This window comes from Paracoccus lichenicola, from assembly GCF_009708075.1.
In the GTDB taxonomy this organism is placed as follows: domain Bacteria; phylum Pseudomonadota; class Alphaproteobacteria; order Rhodobacterales; family Rhodobacteraceae; genus Paracoccus; species Paracoccus lichenicola.
This window is the reverse complement of record NZ_WMBT01000002.1, coordinates 318,677-334,755: the sequence shown is the minus strand read 5'-3', so window position 1 is coordinate 334,755 and position 16,079 is coordinate 318,677. Positions and strand designations below refer to the sequence as shown.

Here is a 16,079-nt window from a genome sequence, read left to right as displayed (position 1 = left end):
GGAACTCCTTTGCGCCGCCCATAGCGCAGCTTGCCGCCCGCCGCCAGACGGACTATCTGCCCCCCATGCACAGCACCCGCCTTCCCGTCATCATCCTGGTTCGCCCGCAGATGGGCGAGAACATCGGCGCGGCCGCCCGCGCCATGCTGAACTTCGGCCTGACCGAGATGCGGCTGGTCGATCCCCGCGACGGCTGGCCCAACCCGCGCGCCATCGCCATGGCGTCCGGCGCGGCGGGGCAGGTGCTGGACCAGGCGCGGATTTTCCCCACCCTGGCCGAGGCGATGGAGGGCATCGACTTCGCCTTCGCCACCACCGCGCGCGGGCGGGAACTGTCGAAGCCCGTGCATACCCCGGCCACCGCGATGGAAATGGCGCGCAACCACCAGGGCCGCTGCGCGATCATCTTCGGCCCGGAACGCACGGGCCTGGAAAACGACGACGTGGCCCGCGCCAATGCCATCGTGACCGTGCCGGTGAACCCCGAGTTTCCGTCGCTGAACCTGGCGCAGGCCGTCTTGCTGATGGGCTATGAATACGGGCGAGAGGTCTTGCCGCCCGAACCCTCGCCCCACCACGCCCGCCCCGAGGCCATCGCCCTGGCCGACCGGCTTGAGATCGAGAAGCTGGGCGACCACTTCGAGGAACGGCTGTCTGATGCAGGCTTCTTCTTTCCCGAAACCAAGGCCGCCTCGATGCGGCTGAACCTGCGCAACATGTGGTCGCGCCTGGCGCTGACGCGCGGCGACGTGCGCATCCTGCACGGGATGCTGCGGCAATTGACCCGGCGCTGACCCACCCCTACTGTCCGCCTGAAGGAGCAAGCGATGGCCAAGCGCCCCGTTTTCCAGGAAGTCCTTGACCCGGCCGCCACCAGCCGCCCCGTTGCGACAACCGGCATGATCGACGCCGCACCCCGCGGCGCGCGCTGGGCGATCCGCCTGTGGCTGATGGTGCTGTTCGTGATGGTGCTGGCGATGATCGCCCTTGGCGGGGCCACGCGCCTGACCGGGTCGGGCCTGTCCATCACCGAATGGGCGCCCGTCACCGGCACCGTCCCGCCGATGTCCGACGCGGAATGGCAAGCGGAATTCGAGGCTTACAAGCAGATCCCCCAATATGCCGAGGTCAATCCCGACATGGACCTGGCGGGCTTCAAGCAGATCTACTGGTGGGAATGGGCGCATCGCCTGCTGGGCCGGCTGATCGGCCTTGTCTGGGCGGCGGGCTTCATTTTCTTCCTGGCTGCGAAACGCATCCCCGCCGGCTGGACGCCGCGCCTGCTGGGCTTGGGCGCGCTTGGCGGGCTGCAGGGCGCCATCGGCTGGTGGATGGTCAGTTCCGGCCTGGTCGAGGGCATGACCCGCGTGGCTTCGTATCGCCTGGCGACGCATCTGGGCATCGCTTTCGTGATCCTGGGCCTGATCGTCTGGTATGCGCTGCTGCTGGGCCGAACCGAGGCCGAGTTGCTGCGCGCCCGCCGGGCAGGCGAGGCCAAGCTGTTCTCCATGTCCACGGGCCTGATGCACCTGGCCTTCGTGCAGATCCTGATCGGCGCGCTTGTGGCGGGCATCGACGCGGGGCGGACCTATACCGGCTGGCCCACCATGGGCGGCGAATGGATCCCGGCAGCGATCTGGGATCCCGCGCTTGGCTGGCGCAACCTGTTCGAGAACCCGGCCCTGGTGCAGTTCGTCCACCGCATGACGGGCTATCTGCTGGCGGTCTTCGCCTTTGTGGTCTGGCTGCGCGCGCGGCGTTCGCCCCATCCGGTGACGCGCGGGGCATTTACCGTCATGCTGGTCGCGGTCGCGGTGCAGGTGGGTTTGGGGATCATGAACGTGATCCATGCCTCGCCCCTGGGCCTGGCCTTGGCGCACCAGTTGGGCGCGGTCGCGCTGTTCTCGCTCATCATCCGGGGGCGGCATCATGCGCGCTTCCCGCATGAAACTTCGGTCAGGGGGACCATCCGATGACGGCCATCAACGACCTGCTTGCCTTCCAGCGCCAGACCGAGGCGCTGTCATCGATCGCCGAACGCCTTGGCTGGGACCAGGAAACCGTCATGCCGCGCGGCGCGGTGGAACAGCGGGCCGAGGAGATGGCCGCCATCGAATCCGTGCTGCACGAACGCCGCACCGATCCCCGCCTTGGCGAATGGCTGGACGTGGCCGAACCCCAGACCGAGGCCGAGGCGCGGTCCGTCGAACTGATCGCCCGCGATTTTACCCGCGCAAGCCGCGTGCCCGCGCGGCTGGCGCAGGAACTGGCGCGCACGACCTCGCTTGCGCAAGGCATCTGGGCCGAGGCGCGGGCAAACGACGCGCCTGACGATTTCCTGCCCACGCTGGACCAGGTGCTGATGCTGAAGCGCGAGGAGGCGGCGGCCATCGCGGACGGCGGCGACCTGTATGACGCGCTGCTGGACGATTACGAACAGGGCATGACGGGGGCCGAGATCGCGGCCCTGTTCGACGCCATGCGCCCGCGTCTGGTCGCCCTGCGCGAACAGGTGCTGGGCGCGGACCGTCAGCCTCTGCCCCTGACGGGTCATTTCCCGCAGGAAACCCAGATCCGCCTGGCCCGGATCTGCGCCACCGCCTTCGGTTACGACTGGACGCGCGGGCGGATGGACATCGCGGTTCACCCTTTCAGCAGCGGCCGTTGGCAGGACAGCCGCATCACCACGCGGGTGGTGGAAACCGATCCCTTCAACTGCATCTATTCGACCATCCACGAGGTCGGCCATTCCAGTTACGAACTGGGCATCGACCCCGATTACGCCTTCACGCCGCTGGGGCGCGGCGTGTCGATGGGCGTCCACGAAAGCCAGAGCCGCATCTATGAAAACCAGATGGGGCGCGGCCGGGCCTTTGCCGGCTGGCTGTTCCACCGCATGTCGGACGCCTTCGACGGGCTGAACATCGCGGACCCCGATGCCTTCTATGCCACCGTGAACCGCGTCACCCCCGGCTTCATCCGCACCGAGGCCGACGAGGTACAATACAACCTACACATCATGATGCGCTTCGATCTGGAGCGCGACCTGATCGCCGGCCGGCTCTCCACCGATGATCTGGTCGAGGCGTGGAACGCCCGCTTCCTGCGCGATTTCGGCGTGGTGGTGGACCGGCCCGCGAACGGCGTCTTGCAGGACGTGCATTGGGCGGTGGGGCTGTTCGGATACTTCCCGACCTATGCCCTGGGGAACGTCTTCGCGGGCTGCCTGAACCGGGCGATGCGCGATGCCGTGCCGGACCTGGACGCGTCCCTGGCTGCGGGCGATGCCGCCCCCGCCGTCGAATGGCTGCGCGAGAACGTGCAGCGCCACGGCGGGCTGAAGCGCCCCCGCGCGCTGATCGAGGAGGCGACAGGCATGGACGTGTCGCCCGAGCCGCTGCTGGATTACCTGGAAGACAAGTTCGGGCAGATTTACGGGTTGTGAGGTTTGGGCAGGGGTGGGGTGAAACCCCACCCTACGGCCCGCCCGGCGGCACTGTTACCGGTTCGGCCACAGGGGCGCGTGACGGTTCACGTCCTTGTAGAGGAGATACCGGAACGGCCCCGGTCCGCCCGCATAGCAGGCCTGCGGGCAGAAGGCGCGCAGCCACATATAGTCGCCAGGACCGACCTCGACCCAATCGCGGTTCAGGCGATAGACGGCCTTGCCCTCCAGCACGAACAGCCCGTGTTCCATCACGTGCGTTTCCGCAAAGGGGATGGATCCGCCCGGCTTGAAGGTCACGACCGTGATGTGCATGTCGTGGCGCAGATCGGCGGGGTCCATGAAGCGCGTCGTGCCCCATGCCCCGTCCGTGTCGGGCATCATGGACGGGGGAATGTCCTGTTCCCGCGCGACGATGGGATCGGGGCGGTCCACGCCTTGGCTGGGCTGCCAGCGTTTCCGCCACCAGTGGAACCCGGTATTGCCGGGCGTGGTGTTCCTGACCGACCAGGGCGTCCCGGGCGGGATATAGGCGAAGCCGCCGGGGGTCAGCAGATGCTCGGCCCCGTCGATGGTCACGGACATGGACCCGCCGGTGACGAACAGGGCGTGCTGGATTTCCGGGTCGTCGTCGGGGTTGTCCGACCCGCCGCCCTCGGCCAGTTCGACGATGTATTGGCTGAAGGTTTCCGCGAATCCCGACAGGGGCCGGGCGATCATCCACATGCGCATCCCCGTCCAGCCGGGCAGATAGCTGGTCACGATGTCGCGCATCACGGTGCGGGGGATGACTGCATAGGCCTCGGTGAAGACCGCCGTGTCGGTGGTCATGCCCGTCTGCGGCGGCAGGCCCGCCACCGGACCGGCATAGGGGACGCGCTGCGGTTCGGCGCGGGGGACCGGGGCCGGATCGCCGGTGGGGGCGCCGGCGGGCGGCTGGTCGGGGGACAGGTCGGTCATTTCAGGGCCTCGTTCAGGCGGAGTTCGCCGATGCGCATGACCTGGCGTTCGGCCTCGGCGCGCTCGGTGAGGGTGTCGTTGTCGATGCGGGCCTGCATGGCGGCCATGATGCCCGCCTTGTCGTGGTCGCGCACGGCGATGATGAAGGGGAAGCCGTGCTTGGCCACATAGGCGTCGTTGAGCCGGGTGAAGGTCGCGCGTTCGTCGTCGGTCAGGCTGTCGAGGCCCGCGCTGGCCTGCTCGGCGGTGCTGTCCGCCGTCAGGCGCTTGGCCTGCGCCAGCTTGCCTGCGAGATCCGGGTGGCCGCGCAACACGCCCAGGCGTTCGTCATCGCTGGCGCTGCGGAACACCTGTGCCATTCGCGCGGCAAGGCCCGCCGGGCTGTCATGGACCGCGCCCATTTCCGCGTCCCACACCCGTTCGGCGATGAAGGGCGAATGTTCGTAGATGCCGCCGAACTTCTGCACGAAGGCCTCGCGGTCCATCTGCGAGGGGCGGGCCTTCGACTGATACGGATGCACCTCGGCCCAATGGCGCGCGATGTCCAGGCGGCTGGCGAACCACACGCCATGATGCGCGCGGGCGTGATCCAGGAACCGCTGGATCGCCATGGCGCGGCCCGGACGCCCGGCCAGGCGGCAATGCAGGCCGATGCTCATCATCTTGGGCGCGCCCGCCGCGCCCTCGGCATACAGCACGTCGAAGCTGTCGCGTAGATAGTCGAGGAAGTCGGTGCCCGTCCCGAAGCCCTGGCCGCTGGAAAACCGCATGTCGTTGGCGTCCATCGTATAGGGCACCATCAACTGCGGCTTGCCGTTGTGGACATGCCAATAGGGCAGCTCGTCCGCGATGGTGTCGGAGAGATACGCGAACCCGCCTTCCTCGCAGCCAAGCGCCACCGTGTTCATGGAACAGCGCCCCTGATAGAAGCCGCGCGGGCGTTCCCCGGTGACGGCCGTGTGCAGGGCCACGGCCTGGGCGATGTGGTCGGCCTCGACCTCGCGCGGCACGTCACGATAGTCGATCCATTTCAAGCCATGGGTCGCGATCTCCCACCCCGCCGCCTTCATCGCCGCCACCTGTTCGGGGCTGCGCTCCAGCGCGGTCGCCACGCCATAAACCGTCACCGGAATGTCGCGCAGCATCCGGTGCAGCCGCCAGAAGCCCGACCGCGCGCCATAGTCATAGATGGATTCCATGTTCCAGTGCCGTTGGCCCGGCCAGGGCTGCGCGCCGATGATCTCGGACAGGAAGGCCTCGGACGCGGCATCGCCATGCTCGACGCTGTTCTCGCCGCCTTCCTCGTAGTTCACGACGATCTGCACCGCGACCCTCGCGCCGCCGGGCCATTGCGGGTCGGGGGTGGTTTCTCCATATCCTCGCAGATCGCGGCTATAGCGCATCGGGCGTCCTTTCCTCTGGCGGCGCGCCCAGCAAAGCGCGCCAAGACCCGCGCGGCAAGCGGGCAGGGGCGGAATTCTGTATCAACGAATCGGAAAAGATCGTCCGCGGTTTCAAATAGCCGTTGAAAGACTTGCGGGTTCGCGCCGATTGTTGCGTCCGTCACGGCCCCCCTAAGCTTCGCGCAGGGCGGCCGACGGTGCCGCGGGAGGGAACCCATGGAACGCTTTTTCAAGCTGTCGCAGCACGGCAGCACCGTCAGGACCGAGGTGATCGCCGGCATCACCACCTTCCTGACGATGGCCTATATCATCTTCGTCAACCCCGACATCCTGTCCACCACCGGCATGGACCGCGACGCGGTCTTCATCGCCACCTGCCTGGCCGCCGCCATCGGATCGGCGGTGATGGGGCTGTGGGCCAACTGGCCGATCGGCATGGCGCCCGGCATGGGGCTGAACGCGTTCTTCGCCTTCACGGTGGTGGGCGCCATGGGCTTCACCTGGCAGCAGGCGTTGGGCGCGGTGTTCATCAGCGGCGTGATCTTCCTGATCCTGTCCGCGACCGGCATCCGGCGCTGGCTGGTGGCGGGCATCCCCTTGTCGATGCGCAGCGGGGTGGCCGCAGGGATCGGGATGTTCCTGGGCATCATCGCGCTGCAATCGTCGGGGATCGTGGTCAACAGCGATGCGACGCTGGTGACATTGGGCGACCTGACCGCGCCCGGCACGTTGCTGACGGTCGCGGGCTTCTTCATCATCGTGGCGCTGGACGCACTGCGGGTAACAGGCGCGATCCTGATCGGGATCCTGATCGTCACGGTGGCCGCCATCCTGCTGGGCGTCAGCCAGTTCGGGGGCGTGATGTCCATGCCGCCCGCCATCGCGCCGACGCTGCTGCAACTGGATATCATGGGCGCGCTGCATTACGGCATCTTCCACGTCATCCTGGTCATGGTGCTGGTCGAGGTCTTCGACGCCACCGGCACCCTGATCGGCGTGGCGAAACGCGCGGGCCTGCTGAAGGAAGGCCCGGCCCATACCAATCCCGGCCTGTCGCGCGCGCTGATGGCGGATTCGACGGCGATCACCATCGGCTCGATGCTGGGGACATCCTCGACCACGGCCTATGTCGAAAGCGCATCGGGCGTGCAGGCGGGCGGGCGCACGGGGCTGACCGCGCTGGTCGTGGCGGTGCTGTTCCTGCTGGCGATGTTCTTCGCCCCCCTGGCCGGGTCGGTCCCCGCCTATGCCACCGCGCCCGCGCTGCTGTATGTCGCGACCCTGATGGTGCGCGAACTGTCCGAGATCGCCTGGGAGGACGTGACCGAGGCCGCCCCTGCCGTGCTGACCGCGCTGGTGATGCCCTTCACCTATTCCATCGCGAACGGGCTGGCCTTCGGCTTTGTCAGCTATGCCGCGATCAAGCTGCTGACGGGCCGCGCCTCCCAAGTCCACGCCGCGACCTGGATCGTGGCCGCGCTGTTCGTGATCCGCTTCGCCTTCTTCGGCGGCGAGTGATGGACAGGCTTTGACAAGGATTGTAGGCTGCGTGAAGCATCACGGAGCCTGCCTCATGCATGTATCGCTGACCGAAAAGCTGGAAGACTATGTCCGCCAGAAGGTCGCCTCGGGCCTTTACAACAACGCCTCGGAAGTGATCCGAGAGGCGCTGCGCCTGAAGATCGCCGCCGAGGAAAGCGACGAGGCCAGGCTGCAACGCCTGCGCGACGCCATCGACATCGGCTGGCAGCAGGCGGAACGGGGGGAGTTGGTGCCCCTCGACCTGGACCGAATCCTGACCGAGCTTGATGCGGAAAACCGCCGCCGTGCCTGACCTGCTGATCTCGCCGGCCGCGCGAGAGGATTTGAAGGACATCGGCCGTTACACCCAGGAAAACTGGGGCGTAGGTCAAAGGAACAGCTATCTGAGGGCGTTCGGCGCCTTGTTCGATGACATCCGCGATGGGGTGGCGGCAGGGCGAGCCTGTCCCGACATCCGGCCCGGCCTTCTGTCCATCCCCTGCAACCGCCACGTCATCTTCTTCCGCCGCGACCCTGCGGGAACCGTGGAAATCCTGCGCATCCTGCACCAGCGGATGGATTTCCCCCGGCACCTTTAGCCGCCCATCGCTGCCGACAGCTCCGCCGCCGCTGCCGCGACCACCGCGCCCAGCGTCTTGACGTGTTCATGCCCGATCCGGTGGGTGGGACCGCTGACGCTGACGCCGGCGATGGCCTCTCCGGTCAGATCGAAGACCGGGGCGGCGATGCAGCGCATTCCGCGCGTCCGTTCCTCGTCGTCGAAGGAAAAGCCGCGGGCGCGGATGCGGGCCATGTCCTCGACCAGGGCGTCCGGCGTGGTCAGCGTCCTGTCGGTGAACCGCGCCAGGCCGGGGCCGTCCAGATAGGCTTGCAGGATTTCGGCCCGGCTGAAGGCCAGAAGCGCCTTGCCGATGCCCGACGCGTGAAGGGGTGAACGGGTGCCGGGCGGGAAAAAGGCACGGATCGTCTCGTGCGTCTCGGCCTGGCTGACGAACAGCACCGCATCGCCGTTCAGGATCCCCAGGTTCGCCGTTTCCCCGGTGTGCTTCATCAGGGCCTGCAGGATCGGACGCGCGCGTTCCACGATCCCGGACCGGCGCATGAAGGCGGACCCCAACCGGAAGGTCGCGGGGCCGATGTTCCAGGCCTGGGTCGCGGGATCGCTTTCCACCATGCCGCGCGCGGCCAGCGAATGCAGAAGCCGGTGGACGGTCGAGGGCGACTGCTCCATCCGCTCGGCCACCTCGGACAGGGTCAGCCCCGGATGGGCGGCCAGCAGGTCCAGCATGTCCAGCGCGCGGTCCAGCACCTGCACGGTGCCGGCCTGGTCCTTGGCGCTGCGGGGCCGGCCCCGGCGGCGGGTGGGTTCAGACATTTTCGCCCTTTTCTAAAGAATACATTGCCGAAACCGCGATAATTCACCGGGCTGTCTGGAAAATGGCAAGCCCATGGCGTCGCGTGTCATTTCGGCTTTTAGCGCCAAAATGGAAAACATTTCCAGAAAAATTGTCGCATCTGGTCCCGGGTGGTATCCTGCGCTTATCAGAGGAGGAGGAACCATGACCAGCCAGAATCCCGTGTTCATTCCCGGCCCGACCAACATCCCCGAGGTTCTGCGCAAGGCCGTGGACATGCCCACCATCGACCACCGCAGCCCGGTCTTCGGCCGCATTTTGCACCCGGCGCTGGAAGGGGTGAAGGCGGTGCTGAAGACCACGCAGGGGCAGGTCTTCGTCTTCCCCTCGACCGGGACCGGTGGCTGGGAAACCGCCATCACCAACACGCTGTCGCCGGGCGATGCCGTTCTGGCGACCCGCAACGGCATGTTCAGCCACCGCTGGATCGACATGTGCCAGCGCCACGGGCTGGACGTGCAGGTCATAGCCCAGGAATGGGGCGAGGGGGTGCCTGCGGACCGGTTCGAGGAGATCCTGACCGCCGACAAGGCTCACCGGATCAAGGTCGTGCTGGCCACGCATAACGAGACCGCCACCGGCGTGCGCAGCGACATCAGTGCCGTCCGTCGCGCGTTGGACAACGCGGGCCATCCGGCGCTGCTGTTCGTGGACGGGGTTTCGTCCATCGCGTGCTATGATTTCCGCATGGACGAATGGGGCGTCGATGTGGCCGTGACCGGCAGCCAGAAGGGCTTCATGCTGCCCCCCGGCCTTGCCATCGTCGGCTTCTCGCCCAAGGCCATGGCGGCGGTGGAAACGGCGAAACTGCCGCGCACCTTCTTCGACATCCGCGACATGGCGCGCGGCTATGCCGCCAACGGCTATCCCTACACCCCGCCAGTCGGGCTGCTGAACGGGCTGAACGTCGCCTGCCAGATGCTGCTGGACGAGGGGCTGGAGAACGTCTTTGCCCGCCACCATCGCATCGCCGAAGGGGTGCGCCGCGCGGTCGCCGCCTGGGGGATGACGCTTTGCGCCAAGCGGCCCGAGCTTTACTCGGACAGCGTCAGCGCCATCCGCACGCCGGAGGGCTTCGACGCGAACCGGATCGTCAGCCACGCGCTGAACGCCTATGGCGTGGCCTTCGGGACCGGGCTTGGCGATGTCGCGGGCAAGGTGTTCCGCATCGGCCACCTGGGCAGCCTGACCGACGTGATGGCCCTGTCGGGCATCGCCACGGCGGAAATGGTCATGGCCGATCTGGGCCTGCCCGTGACGCTGGGCAGCGGGGTCGCCGCCGCGCAGGACCATTACCGCCACAGCGTCCCCGCCATGAGGGCCGCCGCGTGATGAAGGACGCCATGCATATCCCCACCTATGACGACATGCTGGCCGCGCATGACCGCATCATGCCGCATATCCGCCGCACGCCGGTCCGCGTCTCGGACTATCTCGACGACCTGACCGGCGCGCAGCTTTTCTTCAAATGCGAGAACTTCCAGGAGCCGGGGGCCTTCAAGGTCCGCGGCGCCGCCAACGCGGTCTTCGGCCTGGACGACGCGCAGGCCGCCAAAGGGGTTGCCACACATTCCAGCGGCAACCACGCCTCCTGCCTGTCCTATGCCGCGATGCGCCGGGGCATTCCCTGCAACGTGGTGATGCCCCGCACCGCGCCACAGGCCAAGAAGGACACCGTGCGCCGCTACGGCGGCGTCATCACCGAATGCGAGCCGTCCACCAGCTCGCGCGAGGAAACCTTCGCCAAGGTGCAGGCCCGGACGGGCGGCGATTTCGTCCACCCCTACAACGATCCGCGCGTGATCGCGGGGCAGGGCACCTGCGCGCGAGAGTTCATGGAGCAGACCGACGGCCTCGACATGATGGTCGCGCCCATCGGCGGCGGCGGGATGATCTCGGGCACCTGCCTGACACTGGCGACGCTGGCCCCCGAAACCAAGGTGATCGCGGCGGAACCCGAACAGGCCGACGACGCCTATCGCAGCTTCAAGGCGGGCCACATCATCGCGGACGACGCGCCCAGGACCATCGCCGACGGGCTGCTGGTGCCGCTGAAGGATCTGACCTGGCATTTCGTCAGCAACCACGTGTCCGAGATCTACACGGCGTCCGACGCCGAGATCATCGAGGCGATGAAGCTGATCTGGAAGCACCTGCGAGTGGTGATGGAACCCAGCAGCGCGGTGCCGCTGGCGATCATCCTGAAGAACCGCGACGCATTTGCCGGCAAGCGCGTCGGCATCATCATCACCGGCGGCAATGTCGATCTGGACAAGCTGCCCTGGATTGAAGGAGCGCAATCATGAACGCACCCGTGAATTTCGACACCCTGGAAGTCGGCTTCGACGTGCCCGCGCTGCCGGGCATGGACGAGGCGGACATCCAGACGCCCTGCCTGATCCTGGATCTGGACGCGCTGGAACGCAACATCAGGAAGATGGGCGATTACGCCAAGGCGCACGGGATGCGCCACCGCGCCCATGGCAAGATGCACAAGTCGGTCGATGTGCTGAAACTGCAACAGGAACTGGGCGGCGCGGTCGGCGTCTGCTGCCAGAAGGTGTCCGAGGCCGAGGTCTTCGTGCGCGGCGGCATCAAGGACGTGCTTGTCAGCAACCAGGTGCGCGACCCGCTGAAGATCGACCGCCTGGCGCGTTTGCCGAAACTGGGCAGCCGGATCATCGTCTGCGTCGATGACGTGGCGAACGTGGCCGACCTGTCGGCTGCGGCGCAAAGGCATGGCACCACCCTCGAGTGCTTCGTGGAAATCGACTGCGGCGCGGGCCGCTGCGGCGTGAAGACCACGCCCGAAGTGGTGGAAATCGCCAAGGCCATCGACGCGGCACCGGGGCTGAAGTTCACCGGCATCCAGGCCTATCAGGGCGCGATGCAGCACATGGACAGCTATGACGACCGCAAGGCCAAGCTGGACGCGGCCATCGCCCAGGTGAAGGACGCGGTGGACGCCTTGAAGGCCGAAGGGCTGGAGCCGGAACTGGTCAGCGGCGGCGGCACCGGCAGCTATTACTTCGAGAGCAACTCGGGCGTTTACAACGAATTGCAGTGCGGCAGCTATGCCTTCATGGACGCGGACTATGGCCGCATCCATGACGCCGAGGGCAAGCGGATCGACCAGGGCGAATGGGAAAACGCGCTGTTCATCCTCACCTCGGTCATGTCCCACGCCAAGCCGCACCTGGCGGTGGTGGACGCGGGGCTGAAGGCGCAGTCGGTGGATAGCGGGCTGCCCTTCGTCTATGGCCGCACGGATGTGAAATACATCAAGTGCAGCGACGAGCATGGCGTGGTCGAGGATCCGAACGGCGTCCTGAAGGTCAACGACAAGCTGCGGCTGGTGCCGGGCCATTGCGACCCGACCTGCAACGTCCACGACTGGTATGTGGGCGTCAGGAATGGCAAGGTGGAAACCTTGTGGCCGGTTTCGGCGCGCGGGAAGGCCTATTGATGTGGGTCGTTCCCGAGGCTGAAATCGCCGGGCTGATGACGCCGGAGGCCGCCTTCGAGGCGGTCGAGGCGGTCTTCGCCGCCATGGCGCGCGGGGATGCCCGGAACTTCCCCGTCGTGCGCGAGGCGTTGGGGCACGAGGACGCGCTTTACGGCTTCAAGGGCGGGTTCGACGCCAGCCGCCTGACGCTGGGCCTCAAGGCCGGGGGATACTGGCCGAACAACGGCACGCGCGGCCTCATCAACCACCAGTCCACCGTGTTCCTGTTCGACCCCGATACCGGACGCGTGTCGGCGGCGGTCGGGGGGAACCTGCTGACCGCCCTGCGCACGGCGGCGGCAAGCGCGGTGTCCATCAAATACCTGGCACCGCAGGGCGCCAGGGTGCTGGGCATGATCGGGGCGGGCCACCAGTCCGCCTTCCAGATGCGGGCCGCCGTGCGCTTCGGCAGTTTCGAGAAGGTCATCGGCTGGAACCCGCATCCTGAAATGCTGACCCGCCTCGCCGACACCGCCACGGACCTGGGCCTGCCGTTCGAGGCCGTGGACCTGCCGCAGCTTGGCGCGGAGGCCGACGTGATCATCTCGATCACCTCGGCCTTCTCGCCCCTGCTGCTGGACGCGCATGTGAAAGGCCCGACCCATATCGCGGCCATGGGCACCGACACCAAGGGCAAGCAGGAACTCGATCCCGCGCTTGTCGCCCGCGCGCGGCTGTTCACCGACGAAGTTGCCCAATCCGTCAGCATTGGCGAATTCCAGCACGCGGCAGGGCAGAAAACCATATCCGCCGACGACATCACCGCGATAGGCCGGGTCATCATCGGCAATCATCCGGGACGCGGCGATGCGGACATCACGATCTTCGACGGAACAGGCGTGGGCCTGCAAGACCTGGCGGTTGCGGCAGCCGTGGTCGATCTGGCCAAGGAACAAGGAAAAGCCGTCGAAGTCGCGATCTGAACGAAACGAGACAATCGTGGAAAGGGAGGTCCGCCATGTCTGACGCAACCTATCAGGGGGGGATCCATCCGGTGGATGAGATCCTGCCCGCCCCCAAGCTGCTGACGCTTGGGTTCCAGCACGTGCTGGTCATGTATGCGGGCGCCATCGCGGTTCCGCTGATCGTGGGCCGCGCACTGGCCCTGTCGCCCGAGGAGGTGGCGTTCCTGATCTCCGCCGACCTGTTCGTCTGCGGCATCGTGTCGATCATCCAGAGCCTGGGCGCGACCCAATGGTTCGGCATCAAGCTGCCGGTGATGATGGGCGTGACCTTCGCGTCCGTCGGGCCGATGGTGGCGGTGGCATCGGCCACCCCCGGCCATGACGGGGCGCGGGCGCTGTTCGGGGCGATCATCGCGGCGGGGATCATCGGCATCCTCATCGCGCCGTTCATATCGCGGATGCTGCGGTTCTTTCCGCCGGTCGTCACCGGCACGCTGATCCTGACCATCGGCATCAGCCTGATGCCCATCGGCATCAACTGGATCTTCGGCCTGCAGGTCGGCCCGACCGCGCCCAAGATCGTGGACCCCGAGGCCGCCGCCTGGCTGGAAACCGCCCGTGCGGCGGGCAACGTCCCGGCCAGCGTCACTTTGGCGCCCACCGTGCAGAACCCGCTGTATGCGGCGGGCCAGAACATCCTCATCGCGATGCTGGTGCTGGGCACGATCCTGCTGGTGTCGAAATTCGCGCGCGGCTTCCTGTCGAACATCGCCGTTCTGGTCGGCATCGTCGTGGGCGGCATCGTCGCGGCGGCCCTGGGCATGATGAATTTCGACAAGGTCGGCGCGGCGGAATGGTTCGCGGTGATCAAGCCGTTCCACTTCGGGATGCCGACCTTTGATCCGATCATGATCGCCACCATGGTGCTGGTGATGCTGGTCACGCTGATCGAATCGACGGGCATGTTCCTGGCCCTGTCCGACATCTGCAAGAAGCCGCTGGACCAGAAGGCCCTGGCCGCAGGCCTGCGCGCGGACGGGTTGGGCACGACCATCGGGGGCATCTTCAACACCTTTCCCTATACCTCGTTCAGCCAGAACGTGGGCCTGGTGGGCGTCACGGGCATTCGGTCGCGGTTCGTCTGCGTGGCGGGCGGCGCGATCATGATCGTGCTGGGGCTGATCCCGAAGATGGGCGCGCTGGTCGAAAGCCTGCCCACCACCGTCTTGGGCGGCGCGGGGCTGGTGATGTTCGGCATGGTTGCGGCCACGGGCGTGCGAATCCTCGCGCGCGTGGATTTCGCGACGAACCGACACAACCTGTTCATCGTCGCGATCTCGGTCGGGGTGGGGATGATCCCTCTGGTGGCGCCGAACTTCAACCAGTGGATGCCCCACGCGATCCATCCGCTGATCCATTCCGGCATCCTGCTGGCGGCGATCAGCGCCGTGTTGCTCAACTGGTTCTACAACGGCGCGCCTCATGTCGACGAGGCCGAGATCCGCGAAGCGGGCCATGTCGCGGACCACTAGGCGGCTTTTCCGGGGGGCGGAGGTCGTCGTCACCATGGACGACGCCCGCCGGGAAATCGCCAGGGGCGATGTCCTGGTCGAGAACGGAAGGATCGTCGCGGCGGGTGAGAACCTGCCGCGCGATGGTGCCGAGGTCGTCGATGCCTCGGGCTGCGTCGTGACGCCCGGGCTGGTCAACACCCACCACCACCTGTTCCAGACGCTGACCCGCGCGGTGCCCGCCGCGCAGGACGCGGCACTGTTCGGCTGGCTGCGGACGCTGTATCCGATCTGGTCTCGCATGACGCCCGCCGACATCCGCCTGTCAGCCGAGGTGGGCCTGGCCGAACTGGCGCTGTCGGGCTGCACCTGTTCGTCCGACCACCTGTATCTGTTCCCGAACGGCGCGCGCCTGGACGACAGCATCGAGGCCGCCGGGCGGATCGGCATCCGCTTCACCGCGACCCGAGGGGCCATGTCCATTGGCGAAAGCAGGGGCGGGCTGCCGCCCGACGCCCTGGTCGAGGACGAGGCCGCGATCTTGCGCGACAGCGAGCGCGTGGTGGACGCCTTCCACGACGCGACCGAGGGCGCGATGGTGCAGGTGGCGCTTGCCCCCTGTTCGCCTTTCTCGGTCAGCCGGGAACTGATGCGCGACGCGGCGATCCTGGCGCGGGACAAGGGCGTGCGCCTGCACACCCACCTGGCCGAAAACGACGAGGATGTCCGCTATTCGCTGGACAATTTCGGGATGCTGCCGGGGGATTACGCGGAAAGCCTGGGCTGGACGGGCGACGACGTGTGGCACGCCCATTGCGTGAAGCTCTCCGCGCCCGAGATCGACCTGTTCGCCCGCACCGGCACGGGCGTCGCACATTGCCCTTGTTCCAACGCGCGCCTTGCCAGCGGCATCGCCCCGGTTCGCGCCCTGCGGGATGCCGGGGTGCCGGTAGGCTTGGGCGTGGACGGTTCGGCCAGTAACGATTGCAGCCATCTGGGGCTTGAGGCGCGGCAGGCCATGCTGGTCGCACGGTTGAAGGACGGCCCCGCCGCCATGGGCGCGCGCGAGGCGTTGGAGATCGCCACGCTGGGCGGGGCGCGGGTGCTGGGGCGCAGCGATATCGGCGCGCTGAAGCCAGGGATGCAGGCGGATCTGGTGCTGTGGGACGTGTCGGATCTGCCGCTGGCAGGGCAATGGGATCCGGTCGCGGCGCTGGTCTTCTGCGCGCCCGTCCGGCCCAAGGCGGTCTATGTCGGGGGCAGGGCGGTTGTTGACGATCACCGGCTGCTGACTGCCGATCCGCGCGATCTGCGGGCGCGCGCCGGGAAGGCCGTTGCGCGGTTGGCGGGCTGAGGACCGGGGGCGCTTCGCCCCCCGGACCCCCCGAGGATA

General features: G+C 67.2%; 15 protein-coding genes. 12 read left to right on the top strand and 3 right to left on the bottom strand.

Annotated features, from left to right (window positions below):
* Positions 1 to 65: 65 nt before the first annotated feature.
* The 3 genes from GIY56_RS05060 to GIY56_RS05050 are packed head-to-tail and all read left to right on the top strand — an operon-like array spanning position 66 to position 3,445.
* A complete protein-coding gene (locus GIY56_RS05060) occupies positions 66 to 794 on the top strand; it encodes an RNA methyltransferase (protein WP_154763712.1) in 729 nt (242 codons plus the stop codon).
* 33 nt (positions 795 to 827) lie between these two features.
* A complete protein-coding gene (ctaA, locus tag GIY56_RS05055; RefSeq protein WP_154763711.1) occupies positions 828 to 1,976 on the top strand; it encodes a heme A synthase in 1,149 nt (382 codons plus the stop codon).
* Entirely contained in the window at positions 1,973 to 3,445 is a 1,473-nt protein-coding gene (locus GIY56_RS05050; RefSeq protein WP_154763710.1) for a carboxypeptidase M32, read from the top strand. The genes ctaA and GIY56_RS05050 overlap by 4 nt, the downstream gene beginning before the upstream one ends.
* Before the next feature lie 54 nt (positions 3,446 to 3,499).
* On the opposite strand, the gene GIY56_RS05045 is transcribed toward GIY56_RS05050, so the two are convergent.
* Together GIY56_RS05045 and puuE are read right to left on the bottom strand one after the other, a co-directional pair.
* Entirely contained in the window at positions 3,500 to 4,405 is a 906-nt protein-coding gene (locus tag GIY56_RS05045) for a bifunctional allantoicase/(S)-ureidoglycine aminohydrolase (RefSeq protein WP_154763709.1), read from the bottom strand.
* The gene (puuE, locus tag GIY56_RS05040) at positions 4,402 to 5,808 is read right to left on the bottom strand and encodes an allantoinase PuuE (protein WP_154763708.1); all 1,407 of its coding nucleotides are present in this window, start codon (positions 5,806 to 5,808) and stop codon (positions 4,402 to 4,404) included. The genes GIY56_RS05045 and puuE overlap by 4 nt, the downstream gene beginning before the upstream one ends.
* 216 nt (positions 5,809 to 6,024) lie before the next feature.
* On the opposite strand from puuE, the gene GIY56_RS05035 reads away from it, so the two are divergent.
* Genes GIY56_RS05035 through GIY56_RS05025 form a run of 3 tightly spaced genes read left to right on the top strand, consistent with a single transcriptional unit; the run spans position 6,025 to position 7,928 of the window.
* Positions 6,025 to 7,326 (top strand): NCS2 family permease, encoded by a 1,302-nt coding sequence (locus tag GIY56_RS05035; RefSeq protein ID WP_154763707.1) that lies wholly within the window; start codon positions 6,025 to 6,027, stop codon positions 7,324 to 7,326.
* 55 nt (positions 7,327 to 7,381) lie between these two features.
* Entirely contained in the window at positions 7,382 to 7,642 is a 261-nt protein-coding gene (locus GIY56_RS05030; protein ID WP_154763706.1) for a type II toxin-antitoxin system ParD family antitoxin, read from the top strand.
* Entirely contained in the window at positions 7,635 to 7,928 is a 294-nt protein-coding gene (locus GIY56_RS05025) for a type II toxin-antitoxin system RelE/ParE family toxin (protein ID WP_196053550.1), read from the top strand. Before GIY56_RS05030 ends, GIY56_RS05025 begins: the two co-directional genes overlap by 8 nt.
* Here the strand turns inward: GIY56_RS05025 and bhcR are convergent.
* A complete protein-coding gene (gene bhcR / locus GIY56_RS05020) occupies positions 7,925 to 8,725 on the bottom strand; it encodes an HTH-type transcriptional regulator BhcR (RefSeq protein ID WP_154763704.1) in 801 nt (266 codons plus the stop codon). The two genes, GIY56_RS05025 and bhcR, sit on opposite strands and share 4 nt — an antisense overlap.
* A 184-nt stretch (positions 8,726 to 8,909) precedes the next feature.
* On the opposite strand from bhcR, the gene bhcA reads away from it, so the two are divergent.
* Genes bhcA through GIY56_RS04990 form a run of 6 tightly spaced genes read left to right on the top strand, consistent with a single transcriptional unit; the run spans position 8,910 to position 16,040 of the window.
* A complete protein-coding gene (gene bhcA, locus GIY56_RS05015; RefSeq protein ID WP_154763703.1) occupies positions 8,910 to 10,097 on the top strand; it encodes an L-aspartate--glyoxylate aminotransferase BhcA in 1,188 nt (395 codons plus the stop codon).
* Positions 10,097 to 11,071, top strand: coding sequence for a beta-hydroxyaspartate dehydratase BhcB (gene bhcB / locus GIY56_RS05010; protein WP_154763702.1), 975 nt, complete (start codon positions 10,097 to 10,099; stop codon positions 11,069 to 11,071). The genes bhcA and bhcB overlap by 1 nt, the downstream gene beginning before the upstream one ends.
* Positions 11,068 to 12,231 carry a 3-hydroxy-D-aspartate aldolase BhcC gene (gene bhcC / locus GIY56_RS05005; protein ID WP_154763701.1) on the top strand — a complete coding sequence of 388 codons (1,164 nt, stop codon included), beginning with the start codon at positions 11,068 to 11,070 and terminating at the stop codon, positions 12,229 to 12,231. The genes bhcB and bhcC overlap by 4 nt, the downstream gene beginning before the upstream one ends.
* Entirely contained in the window at positions 12,231 to 13,193 is a 963-nt protein-coding gene (bhcD, locus tag GIY56_RS05000; protein ID WP_154763700.1) for an iminosuccinate reductase BhcD, read from the top strand. Before bhcC ends, bhcD begins: the two co-directional genes overlap by 1 nt.
* A 35-nt stretch (positions 13,194 to 13,228) precedes the next feature.
* Positions 13,229 to 14,707, top strand: coding sequence for a nucleobase:cation symporter-2 family protein (locus GIY56_RS04995; protein WP_154763699.1), 1,479 nt, complete (start codon positions 13,229 to 13,231; stop codon positions 14,705 to 14,707).
* A gap of 34 nt (positions 14,708 to 14,741) precedes the next feature.
* Positions 14,742 to 16,040, top strand: a complete 1,299-nt coding sequence (locus tag GIY56_RS04990; RefSeq protein ID WP_407946944.1) for an 8-oxoguanine deaminase — start codon at positions 14,742 to 14,744, stop codon at positions 16,038 to 16,040.
* Positions 16,041 to 16,079 lie beyond the last annotated feature (39 nt).